The organism is Micromonospora sp. NPDC047753 (assembly GCF_040642735.1).
In the GTDB taxonomy this organism is placed as follows: domain Bacteria; phylum Actinomycetota; class Actinomycetes; order Mycobacteriales; family Micromonosporaceae; genus Micromonospora.
In genome coordinates, this window is sequence record NZ_JBEYSL010000016.1 from 20,651 (window position 1) to 31,803 (window position 11,153).

At 69.5% G+C, this 11,153-nt stretch carries 9 protein-coding genes, 1 other RNA gene and 1 pseudogene; 6 read left to right on the top strand and 5 right to left on the bottom strand.

Features of this window, described 5'->3' with window-relative positions; genetic code table 11:
- Positions 1-491 precede the first annotated feature (491 nt).
- Positions 492-907, bottom strand: an RNA gene (rnpB, locus tag ABZ749_RS02935) — RNase P RNA component class A.
- A 127-nt stretch (positions 908-1,034) separates the two neighbouring features.
- Here rnpB and ABZ749_RS02940 point away from each other — a divergent pair.
- Positions 1,035-1,796, top strand: a complete 762-nt coding sequence (locus ABZ749_RS02940; protein WP_357222179.1) for a sulfite exporter TauE/SafE family protein — start codon at positions 1,035-1,037, stop codon at positions 1,794-1,796.
- A 16-nt stretch (positions 1,797-1,812) separates the two neighbouring features.
- Here the strand turns inward: ABZ749_RS02940 and ABZ749_RS02945 are convergent, their stop codons facing one another.
- Positions 1,813-3,036, bottom strand: a complete 1,224-nt coding sequence (locus ABZ749_RS02945) for an MFS transporter (RefSeq protein WP_357222181.1) — start codon at positions 3,034-3,036, stop codon at positions 1,813-1,815.
- A 54-nt stretch (positions 3,037-3,090) separates the two neighbouring features.
- Here ABZ749_RS02945 and ABZ749_RS02950 point away from each other — a divergent pair, with 54 nt between their 5' ends.
- Positions 3,091-3,552 (top strand): MarR family transcriptional regulator, encoded by a 462-nt coding sequence (locus tag ABZ749_RS02950; protein ID WP_357222183.1) that lies wholly within the window; start codon positions 3,091-3,093, stop codon positions 3,550-3,552.
- 127 nt (positions 3,553-3,679) lie between these two features.
- On the opposite strand, the gene ABZ749_RS02955 is transcribed toward ABZ749_RS02950, so the two are convergent.
- Complete coding sequence (locus ABZ749_RS02955) at positions 3,680-4,570, bottom strand: NmrA/HSCARG family protein (RefSeq protein ID WP_357222185.1); 891 nt, start codon at positions 4,568-4,570, stop codon at positions 3,680-3,682.
- A gap of 86 nt (positions 4,571-4,656) precedes the next feature.
- Here ABZ749_RS02955 and ABZ749_RS02960 point away from each other — a divergent pair, with 86 nt between their 5' ends.
- Positions 4,657-5,199 carry a helix-turn-helix domain-containing protein gene (locus tag ABZ749_RS02960; RefSeq protein WP_357222187.1) on the top strand — a complete coding sequence of 181 codons (543 nt, stop codon included), beginning with the start codon at positions 4,657-4,659 and terminating at the stop codon, positions 5,197-5,199.
- A 130-nt stretch (positions 5,200-5,329) separates the two neighbouring features.
- Here ABZ749_RS02960 and mctP read toward each other — a convergent pair whose 3' ends face one another.
- Both mctP and ABZ749_RS02970 read right to left on the bottom strand, forming a co-directional pair.
- Positions 5,330-6,979: a monocarboxylate uptake permease MctP gene (mctP, locus tag ABZ749_RS02965; RefSeq protein WP_357222189.1), complete on the bottom strand. Its 1,650-nt coding sequence runs from the start codon at positions 6,977-6,979 to the stop codon at positions 5,330-5,332.
- Positions 6,979-7,221 carry a DUF3311 domain-containing protein gene (locus ABZ749_RS02970; RefSeq protein WP_091409411.1) on the bottom strand — a complete coding sequence of 81 codons (243 nt, stop codon included), beginning with the start codon at positions 7,219-7,221 and terminating at the stop codon, positions 6,979-6,981. Before ABZ749_RS02970 ends, mctP begins: the two co-directional genes overlap by 1 nt.
- Positions 7,222-7,292: 71 nt before the next feature.
- Between ABZ749_RS02970 and ABZ749_RS02975 the strand changes: the two genes are divergently transcribed.
- The 3 genes and pseudogenes from ABZ749_RS02975 to ABZ749_RS02985 all read left to right on the top strand — a co-directional run.
- Complete coding sequence (locus tag ABZ749_RS02975; RefSeq protein WP_357222192.1) at positions 7,293-9,884, top strand: immunoglobulin-like domain-containing protein; 2,592 nt, start codon at positions 7,293-7,295, stop codon at positions 9,882-9,884.
- 118 nt (positions 9,885-10,002) lie between these two features.
- Positions 10,003-10,293, top strand: a pseudogene (locus ABZ749_RS02980) (hypothetical protein); the annotation flags it as partial.
- Positions 10,294-10,482: 189 nt separating this feature from the next.
- Positions 10,483-11,153 (top strand): oxidoreductase (locus ABZ749_RS02985; RefSeq protein ID WP_357222194.1); only part of this gene is annotated, 671 nt, incomplete at its 3' end.

The window sequence follows — 11,153 nt, forward strand, 5'->3', positions numbered from 1 at the left end:
AAGCCTGCGACGACTAGGCAGGTGACCAACAACACTACTCGGCGTGCCCTCATCGCCTCATTATCCCCTAACCTGGCTGCCTCCGGCCATCCTGGAGCGTCGCGTTGCCAACTGCGCTACTGCTTAAGCGCGATGCAGGTGGATAGGGCCGATCAAGATCAACAATTCGCCGTTTGGCCTCAAAAGCCCGGATTTAGTCGAAGTTGCGCGAGGGTCGAACTCGTCCCGCCGGCACTCGCCAAACCACCGCAAGCCCTAGGCCGTCCGGCTCGGCGGCAAGCTCCGCGTTGGCACGTGCCGTCGTCTTCGGTCATCCGCACGCCGTACAAACTGCCAGCGATTCACGCCAACGGCGGGAACCGCCACGAGCCAAGCTGTCTCCGGGCCATCACCGCCCGTCAAACGCCATTCAACATTGACCGAGGTCAGGTACAGCGCTGGATGCAGGACCAGCCCAGAGCCTGATCAGGGGGCTCTGACCTGGTGGGCGACGGACGAGTCGACCTGTACGCCGGATTCTGTGCGCGGCGCGTACCCCGAGGGGTTTGCGCCGGCGGCGGCCATCCATCTCGGCCTGCCGTTGCCGGCAGGCTCCAGCGGCCTACCCGCAGACATCGGGCGGGCAGCCCTCAAGCGTCTGCGCCGGGTCGTCATCTTGCGGTGACGGCCCTTGCTTGGCCTTGCTCCGGGTGGGGTTTACCGAGCCACCCCGGTCACCCGGGGTGCTGGTGGGCTCTTACCCCACCGTTTCACCCTTACCGTCCCCGTTGGGGTCGGCGGTCTGTTTTCTGTGGCACTGTCCCGCGGGTCGCCCCGGGTTGCCGTTAACAACCACCCTGCCCTGTGGAGTCCGGACGTTCCTCGGCGGCGGGCCGAAGCCCGCCGACGCGGCCGCCCGGTCGACTCGTCCGTCGCGCTCTCATCCTAACGACGAGCGTGGTGCCGGTATTGCCGCCCCGCCTGGGCAAGATCGTGCAGCTCACCCGCGATCCCGCGAAGCCAGCTCAGAAGGCGACGGCTAGCCTCGTGGGGCTATGGATCTCTCCCACGCCGCGCTGCTGCTCGCCGCCGGTCTTGCCGCTGGCACTGTCAACGCGGTGGCCGGTGGCGGTTCGCTGATCACCTTTCCGGCGATGATCGCGATCGGGTTGCCCCCGGTGCCGGCGAACGTCAGCAACTCCGTCGCGGTCTTCCCCGGCTACCTGGCCAGTGTGGCGGGCAGTCGGCAGGATCTGCCGCGTCCCCGGGCGCTGGCCACGCTCGTTCCTACCACCATCGTGGGGACGATTGTCGGGGCGTTGCTGCTGTTGGCCACTCCGGCCCGCGCGTTCGAGCTGGTCGTACCCTTCCTGGTTCTCGGCGCGACAGCGGTCCTGGCCTTTCAGGACCCGCTGCGCCGGCTGGTCGGTCACCCCCGGGACCTGTCGCCACGCCGGCGGACGGTCGCGGTGCAGACGATGGTCGCGCTCGGCGCGGTGTACGGCGGGTACTTCGGTGCGGCGCTCGGGGTGATGCTGGTGGCCGGGCTGGCCCTGGTGCTGGACGCGACCCTGGCCCGGGTGAGCGCCATCAAGAATCTGCTCTCCGCGGTGGTGGGGCTGACGACGCTCGTGGTGTTCGCCCTGTTCGGCCCGTTGAACTGGGCGGCGGTCGCGGTGGTCGCGCCCGCCACCCTCATTGGGGGGTACGCGGGCGCGCGGCTCGTCCGCCGGCTGCCGCCGGTGGTGCTCAAGACGGTGATCGTGGTGTTCGGTACGACGATCGGCCTCTACCTGCTCTGGCGCGCCCTGCACTGACTCGGCCGCCCAGCGGTCAGTAGGTCTCGCCGACGGGCTCGTGTTCGGTGTCGGCGGCGGCGCGGTTCCAGCGGGACCAGAGCACCCGCTCGCCGTAGCCGGCGGCCATCAGGTGCGCGAAGGCCAGGTAGACCAGCACGCCGACGGCGAGCACCCCGAAGCCGACCCAGAACGGCAGCGCCAGTGACTGCTCGGCGAGCTTGCCGGAGATGATCGGTGCCGGCGCGGCGGCGCCCCAGCGGACCAGGTTGAACGCGCCGGTGGCGACGCGCCGGTCGCTGGAGCCGAGGCCGAGCGCCAGGTCGGTGAGGTTGGCGTTGGCCAGGCCCATGCAGAGTCCGGCGAGCACCAGGACCACTAGCGCCTCGGCGGTGCTGGTGGAGGTGGCGAAGAGGACCATGCAGACCAGCAGCCCGGCGATGGCCACGCCGACGGTCTGTACCGCACCGATGCGGTGGGCCAGCCGGTGACCGATCACCATGATGCCGGCGGCCAGGCCGAGACCCCAGCCGGTGAAGGCGAGCCCCAGCGGGATGACGTCCAGGCCGAGGAAGAGCGGCGTGTAGCCGAGCACCACGAAGAACACGAAGTTGTACGCGGCGGTGACCACGCAGAGGGCGATGAACGCCGGGCGGCGGTAGGTGGCGAAGATCTGGCCGACGCGTACCGGGGCCTGCCGGTTGGTGGGCTCGCGGAGTTTGCGGGAGGCCACGCCGAGGGCGAGGACCATGAAGACGCCGCAGACGAAGAACGGCAGCCGCCAGCTGACCTCGCCGAGCAGGCCGCCGATCAGCGGTCCGACGGCGAAGCCGAGGCCGAGGGCGGTCTCGAAGAGGCCCACCACCCATTCCCTGTCGACGGCCAGGTTGACGAGCACCACCATGGCGGTGGCGAAGAACATCGCGTTGCCCAGCCCCCAGACGCCGCGCAGCACGGAGAGCTGGACGATGTTGTCGCTGAACGAGGCGAGGATCGCGGCGACGCCGACCACGGAGACGCCGGTGATGAGCACCGGTTTGAAGCCGAAGCGGCCGCTGGCCAGTGTCGCCGGGATCATGCCAAGGGCCATGACCGCGATGTACGCGGTGAACAGCAGCTCGACCTGCCAGGCGGTGACGCCGATCGCCTCGCCGATGGCGGGCAGGATCGGGTCGACGACGGCGATGCCGGCGATGGCGAGGAAGGCCACCAGCGTGGTGGCGTAGATGGCACTGCGGTTCGGTTCGGAACGCCGATCCACTCCGACTCCTCAGATAGCTGTATCGTACAGGTATTTATTCTGTATGATACAGCTATGAGCGACGACCACGACGAGAGCACCCTCGGCCAGATCGAGACCGAGGTGGCCCTGCTGATGCGCTTCGGCGAGGCCACCCGGCGGGCCACCGGCACCGCCGAGCACCGGGTGCTGGACCGCGCGGCGTACGTCATCCTGCGCCACCTGGCCGACGCCGGCCCGCAGAACGTCTCGGCGCTCGCCGCCCGGCTCAACCTGGACGGCTCGACAGTCACCCGACAGGTGTCCGCGCTTCAGCGCGACGGCCTGATCACCCGTACCCCGGACCCGTCCGACGGCCGCGGCACTGTCATCTCCCCCACCGCGACCGGTCTGCAACGGATGGCGGCCGTCCAGGCTGCCCGGACCCGGCTCTACGGGGACATGCTCGCTGACTGGACCACCGATGACCGGGAGACCCTGGCACGACTGCTGGGTCGCCTCAACCAGGCCCTGGTGGACCGCAACCGCCGCCGCTGACCACGCGTGGCGGTCTCGGGGCCTGGCTCACCGCGCCATCCAGCCGCACGAAACTCGTCCCACCGCCAAACACACCCGGCCCGGCCGCGTGACCCACACCCGGCGCGGGTCCGCGACCGACTGGTTCTCAGGAGAACGTTCGCCGCGCCCACGTGCGGAAGTCGGTGGTGGGCAGGCCGAGGGCGCGGGCCATCTCCGGACGGGCCGGGCTTCCGTTCTCGTTGATCTGCTCGACCGCTTTGACCATGGCGGGCAGCAGGCCGCGCTCGACGGCCTGCTGCGGGGTGAGCACGGGAGCGGTGATCGCCCGGCCGGTGACCTCACTCAGGATGGCCGCGATCTCGGTCATGGTGAGCAGGTCGCCGGCGAGTTCGACGTCCTGGCCGTCGAGCTTCCCCGGGTCGGTGAACGCGATCGCTGCGGCCTCGCCGATGTCGTCGACGGCGATCCACGGCATCCGCGTGTCAGCGGCGAAGCCGGTGATGATGGTGCCGCTGGACCAGTCGCCGAAGAGGTAGGACCAGCCGACGAGGTTCTCCATGAAGGTCGAGGGCTTCAGGATGGTCCAGTGCGCGAAGCCAGCAGAGCGCACCATCTCGTCAATGGCCGCCTTGCTCTCCCAGTAGTGCCTGTCCCACCGGCCCTCGGCCCATCCCGGCTGGTTGCGGTGGAAGTCGCCGGCACCCGAGACGCTGCTGTGCACGACGTGCGAGACACCGGCCCGGCGCGCCGCCTCGACGACGTTGCGGCCGCGGGTCACCTCGGCGTCGCCCTGCATGTCCGTCACGTTCGGGTACGGGATGGAGAAGAGGCCATCCATGCCGTCGGCCGCGGCGAACAGCGACTCCGCGTCGTCCAGGTCGCCGGTGACCAGTTCGGCACCCCGATCCCGCAGAGCCTGGGCGCTGTCGGCGCCGGGATCACGGACCAGGGCACGGACCGGGACGCCCTTGTCGAGCAGCGCTCGGGCCGTAGCCCCGCCCTGCTTGCCCGTCGCGCCGATGACGAGAACAGCCACGATGCCTCCTGAGAAACAAGTGGGGTGGTCCCCCGCTTCCAGTCGGCTACGATACGGGGGACCACCCCACTTCTGCAAGGCGGGCCATGAGAGCTGACGCGCAGCGCAACTACGACCTCGTCGTCACGGCGGCCTCCGAGGCGATCGCCCGCGACGGCGCGTACGCCTCGCTGGAGGAGATCGCGCGATCCGCCGGGGTCGGTTCGGCGACCCTGCACCGGCACTTCCCCACCCGGTGGTCGCTGCTTCAGGCGGTCTTCCGCGGGTGCGTCCGCAACCTGGCGGCGCGTGCCGGAGATCTGCTCGCCGCGCCGGACGCCCTCGACGGGCTGACGACCTGGCTGCACGAGGTCACCGCGTACGCCACGACAACCCGCGGCCTCGCGGAATCCCTCCTGAACGAGCCCCCCGAGGAGACCGAGGCCTGCGGCGCGATGCTCGTCGCCGCCGGTGAACCGCTGCTACGCCGAGCCGTCGACGAGGGTTCGGTACGGCCCGACGTCACCATGGCCGACCTGATGATCCTCGCCAACGGCATCTCACTCGCGGCGCAACCGATGGGCGCGCCCAAGGCGGAACAACTGCTGACCCTCGCCCTCAAGGGAATCGGGTCAGCCGGCCGACCGTAGCTGTCCGCTGCGGACTCCGTCGATCATGGAGTTGTGGTGGGGGACGACTGCCGTGAACAGTCTCAACCAGGCACCACAACTCCATGATCGACGCGGAAGGGGCCGGCGCGGACGGGGCCCGGGGTTGGGGTTAGGCGACTGGTTCTCGGGTGGGGTCGGCGTCGCGTTCGGTGCCCGGGGTTACGCGGGGGTCGTCCTCGTCGGCGAAGTAGTCGTCCGGCTCGGTGCCGTCGACTCCTTCCTCGACCTTCGCGGCCCGCAGTGCCAGCGTCACCAGCGCCGCCACGGCCAGGTTGACCGCCACCGCCACGATGCCGACGTAGATCGTCTTGGTGGTGTCGAGCCCGAACTCCGACAGCGGGAACGCGGAGCCGCCGAAGTGCTTTCGGGTCGGGCTGGCCACCTGGTAGAGCATCCACATGCCCAGCCCCATGCCGGCCACCCAGCCGACGATCAGGCCGATGCGGTGGAACCAACGGGTGTAGAGGCCCAGCGCCACCGCCGGCAGCGTCTGCAGGATGATCACGCCACCGATCAGCTGGAGGTCGATGGAGAACTGCGGGTCGAGGAAGACGATGCAGGCCACAGCGCCGACCTTGACCACCAGTGAGGTGATCTTCGAGACGTTCGCCTCCTGGGCCGGGGAGGCGTCCCGCTTCAGGTACTCCTTGTAGATGTTGCGGGTGAACAGGTTCGCCGCCGCGATCGACATGATCGCCGCGGGCACCAGCGCGCCGATGCCGATCGCCGCGTACGCGACACCGGCGAACCAGTCGGGGAACTGCTGGTCGAACAGCAACGGCACGACGGTGTTGCTGTCGACAGTGCCTTCCTTGGCGCCGGGCAGCGGCTTCACGCCGGCCGCGATGGCCATGTAGCCGAGCAGCGCGATCAACCCGAGCAGCAGGCTGTACGCGGGCAGCGCCGACATGTTCCGCTTGATCACGTCGCGGTTCCGGCTGGCCAGCACACCGGTGATGCTGTGCGGGTAGAGGAAGAGCGCCAACGCCGAGCCCAACGCCAGCGTCACGTACTGAAGCTGGTTGTTGCCGTTGAGCAGGATGCCGTCGTTCGGGTTGGGCGAGGCGTCGAACTTCGCGTCCGCGGCGGCGAAGATGTCACCCCAGCCGCCCAGCTTGTACGGCAGGTAGATGACCGCCACCAGGATCACGATGTAGATCAGGCTGTCCTTGACGAACGCGATCAACGCGGGCGCGCGCAACCCCGACTGGTACGTGTAGGCGGCCAGGATGGCGAACGCGATGATGATCGGCAGGTGTCGGGCCAGCGCGTTGTCGCCGGTGACGCCCATCGTCTTGAGTACCGCCTCGATGCCGATCAGCTGCAGCGCGATGTACGGCATGGTGGCCACGATGCCGGTGATCGCGATCAGCAGCGCCAGCACCGGCGAGTCGAACCGGTTGCGGACGAAGTCGGCCGGCGTGACGAACCCGTGCCGGTGCGACACCGACCAGAGCCGCACCAGCACCAGGAAGACCAGCGGGTAGATGACGATGGTGTACGGCACGGCGAAGAACCCGGCCGCGCCGGCACCGAACATCAACGCCGGCACCGCCACGAAGGTGTACGCGGTGTAAAGGTCACCACCGACCAGGAACCAGGTGATCCAGCCGCCGAAGCTGCGCCCGCCCAGCCCCCACTCGTCCAGGTGCGCCATGTCCTTCGGTGCCCGCCACCGGGCCGCCACGAAGCCCATCACGCTGACCAGGAGGAACAGCAGGGAGAAGACGATGATCTCGGTGAGATGGTCGCGCCACATCAGCGGCCTCCCCGCTTCTTCGTCATCTGGTAGACCAACGTGGTGGTGCCGACGCCGAGCAGGATGAAGGCCAGTTGCAGCCAGTAGAAGCGCGGGAAGCCGAAGACCCGGGGCGAGTCGCCATTGAAGAACGCCGGGATCAGCGGCACCACGATGGGGATGAAGAGCAACCAGTTCCAGGGGCTGTGGTCCTTTGCCCTGGTCGGCGCCGTGGGCGGCGCCTCCGGTTCGGGTGCAGCCATCTGACACACCTCCGGGGAGTCGTGGCTCTCGATGCAACGGCCGGAGGCTATGACTTTGTGATGGGCGTCACGTGACCGGCAGGATCACCCGGCCCGCACAGGGACAGGCCGACGCGACAGCCACGCTGACGGCGACTGTCCGCAAGGGCGCGCAGGAGGTCACCACACGGGAGATCCCCGTGGTGGTGAAGGCCGAGTTCGACGATGCGCAGGCTGTCGACCGTGACGCCTTCGATCTGACAGTGGACGGCGCCGACGGCGTACGCGGAAACCTCGACCTCGCCGCCAAGGGAGAGTTCGGATCCACTATCACCTGGAGGTCGACCACCGGCCTCGTCACCCCGACGGGCGTGGTCAGCCGCCCCGCCTTCGGCCGTGCGGACGTTGCCGCGACCCTGACGGCGACGATCACCAAGGGTAAGGCCTCGCAGAAGAAGTCGTTCCCGGTGACCATCACCGCCATGCCGCGTTCGGAGGAGTACGAGCGGTACTTCATGGGGTACTTCAAGGGAGAGGGGATCGCCGACGGCGAGCAGATCATGTTCGCCACTTCCAACGGAAACACCGCTCTGGACTGGACCGGTCTGACCGGAGGTCGGCCGTCACTCATCTCCCAGCTGGGCGACCAGGGGCTTCGTGACCCCCACATCGTCCGCTCCCCCGACGGCGACACGTTCTACATGATCGCCACCGACCTGAACTGGTACGACCAGGGCGGGTACGCCATCAACGACACTCAGTACATTGAGGTGTTCGAGTCGCACGATCTGGTTAACTGGACCCCTCAGCGGCACGTGAAGGTGGCGCCCGACAATGCGGGCAACGCCTTCGCACCAGAGTCGCTCTGGGTCGAAGAGCTCGGCGCCTACGTCGTGTTCTGGGCCCAGTCGCTGTGGAACGACCCCGTGAACCGCACCGGTCAGGGGAACGCGCAGATGTGGTACGCCACGACGCGGGACTTCAAGACGTTCTCCTCTCCCCAGGTCTGGCAAGATCCGGCCCCGCTGTCGCGGATCGACACGACCGCGATCCGCGTCGGCGACCACTACTACCGGGTGACCAAGAACGAGGCCGGCAACCAGGGCTCGGACATCTTCTCGGAGAAGCACACCGACTTCCTGGACAGCAACATCGCCAACTGGACGTTGGTCGCGCCTGCTCTGGGGCGCACGACGTGGGTCGCCAACCAGGGGTACGAGGGACCGGTCATCTTCAAGGCCAACCCCGGTGACACCGCCTGCCCCGGCCAGTTCTACCTCTGGGGTGACCGGTACACGAACGGTGGTGGGTACCAGGCCGCGTGTCACGAGAACATCGAGGCTCCTACCTGGAACGCCAAGACGATCACGATGACCAACGCGGGTGTCGTCCGCCCCCGGCACGGCACCGTGATCCCGCTGACCGTCCGCGAGTGGAACGACATCCGCGGAATCCCGAACAGCGACGTCACCACCACCACAGAGGTGGCTGTCGAGCCGTACGTGAGCGGGGCCCAGACGACCACTGCCACCGTGACGGTCACGGCAGCTGACGGGTTCGAGACCGGCGGTCAGGTACGGATCAGCATCGGCTCGTGGTCGAAGCTCGCCCACCTGAGCGACGGTGCGGCGACCGTCACGCTGCCGACGGGTCTGCCCGCGGGTGCCCGGACGGTCAAAGCCGAGTACGTCGGCTTCGACTATCTGAAGGCGTCGGAAGGTACGGCGTCGTTCGAGGTGCCCTCCGGCCCGGCCGCCGTCAAGGTCAAGGCGAAAGCCACGGCGGCGTCCGTTGTCCGCGGGGACACGTTCACACTGAGCGTGACTGTCGGGCCGGCGGGCGGACCGAAGCAGCACGCTCCGACCCCGACCGGCGAGGTCACCGTCACCTTCGGCGGCGCCGTGCACGTCGTGCCACTGGCGCACGGCAAGGCCGTCGTCGAACTGCAGACCGCCGACCTGCGGCCCGGGGCCTACCAGGTCCACGTCGCCTACTCCGGCAACCCGACCTATCAGCCCTACGCCGCCGACTACCAGAAGTTGACGGTACCCCGTCGCCGGTCTGGCCGTGATCTCCACGCCCACGCCGGCCGCCACCACCGACGAGGCCCAGCCCGCCGCCGCCGTCGACTCGGCACCCACCGCGGTAGCCGACGAGCCGGTACCGGTCGACACGGTCAGCGCGCCGGCCGCAGTGACCGGACCGGACGGTCCCACCCCGGTGCCCGTGCCGGCGGACGCCCCGAGCACCGTCGACCCGGCGGACATGGCGCTGACCGAGGACCCGCCGCCCGTGCCGGTCACCGAGAAGCCCGACGCCGCCGAGCTGCGGCAGGAGCCGGGCGTGGACTCGGCCACCGAGCCGGTCACGGTCGACGAGCAGCCCGCCCCGGCGGCCGTGGTCGCCCCCCGCCAGCCGGCGGACGACCTCCCGTCCGCCGACAGCGCACCGCTCGACACGACGCCGGCCGACGACGCTTCGATCGACGATGCGCCGGTCGCGGCCAAGCCGGCCGAGACCGCGCCCGCCGACACCGCGCCCGTCGACAGCACGCCGATCGACTCGGCGCTGGTCGACGACGTGGCGGCCCCCGGTGGCCCGGCCGACGACGTGGAGACCAAGGCCACGGCGGTCGACGCCACGCCGGCAGAGGCGTTGGGGACCCCGGGCCCGTCCGATGCTGAGCCGGTGCACGCCGATTCCGTGGACGCCGAGCCTGCGGTTGCCTCCGCGGAGGCCGAGCGGTCGGCGGTGGCCGCGCCTCCGGTCCGCCCGACCCCCGCCGTGACCCCTCCGGTCCGTTCGGCCGCCGACACGACGATCAGCGGCGTCGACGCCGACCCGACGGGCCCTGCCGACGACTTCCGCCGGATCCAGGGGATCGGGCCGAAGATGGCGGCCGCGTTGCAGGACGCTGGCGTGCGCACCTACGACCAGCTCGGCGGGTTGGACGAGCCGGCGCTGCGCGACCTGATCCGGGCCGCCGGCCTGCGCGCCGCACCTGGGCTGGGCAGTTGGCCCCAGCAGGCACGCGTGCTCGCCGGCGCCGGCGACGAGATGGCAGCGGTGCTGCCGAACGGCAACCAGGCCTGACCGACTGCGTTCGAGCCCCCGGCAGCCGTCCATCACGACGGCGCGCCGGGGGCTCGGCCGTCGCTGAATCAGCAATTGCCGCGCCGCGCTTGCCCAGTCCGACGGCAAGGTCGGCGAGGTCGCGCCAAGCCCGCGACGCGTGCTGACGATCAGCCCGCCGAGCACCTTGGCACTCGCTACTGTGAGCTCATGTTCAAAGCTCCTGCCCCGCCGGATCCCACCGAGTTCGCCGGCAGGCGCGCGGTCGTCACGGGAGGTTCTCGCGGGATCGGCGCCGCCATCGTGCGGCGGTTGCTCGACGGCGGCGCGACGGTCGTCACCACGGCGCGTAACGCCTCCGACGAGACGCCGAGGGCCGCGACCTTCATTCAGGGCGACATCGGCACGCTCGCGGGCGTGCGGGCATTCACTGCGGCAGCGCTCGACGAACTCGGCGGCGTCGACATCGTGGTCAACAACGCGGCGGCGGCACGCGCCCACATCGGTGGTATCTCATCCATCCCCGATGAGGAGTGGATCGACGCGCTCGACCTCAACTACCTGTCCGCTGTGAGAGTCAACAACGAGCTGCTACCGGCGCTGCGCGAGGCCGGGTCGGGCAGTGTGATCGTCAACATCTCGTCGGGAGCGTCCCTCACGCCGGCACCGCCGTTGGCGCACTACGGTGCCGCCAAGGCCGCCCTCAACGCCTACGGCAAAGCGCTCGCCTCCGAGCTCGCGCCTGCCGGAATCCGCGTGACCACGATCATTCCCGGCAACGTGCTCACCCCCGGCGCCGACGCGATCCGCCAGAACTTCGCCGACGCGATGGAGGTCTCGCTTGCCGCCACCACAGCGGGCATCCCTCTGGGTCGTCCCGG

Bases quoted from the DNA above. Each gene is read 5' to 3' on its own strand.
- ABZ749_RS02940 (WP_357222179.1), top strand. From the start codon at position 1,035: ATGGATCTCTCCCACGCCGCGCTGCTGCTCGCCGCCGGTCTTGCCGCT.
- ABZ749_RS02950 (WP_357222183.1), top strand. From the start codon at position 3,091: ATGAGCGACGACCACGACGAGAGCACCCTCGGCCAGATCGAGACCGAG.
- ABZ749_RS02960 (WP_357222187.1), top strand. From the start codon at position 4,657: ATGAGAGCTGACGCGCAGCGCAACTACGACCTCGTCGTCACGGCGGCC.
- mctP (WP_357222189.1), bottom strand. From the start codon at position 6,979: ATGTGGCGCGACCATCTCACCGAGATCATCGTCTTCTCCCTGCTGTTC.
- ABZ749_RS02970 (WP_091409411.1), bottom strand. From the start codon at position 7,221: ATGGCTGCACCCGAACCGGAGGCGCCGCCCACGGCGCCGACCAGGGCA.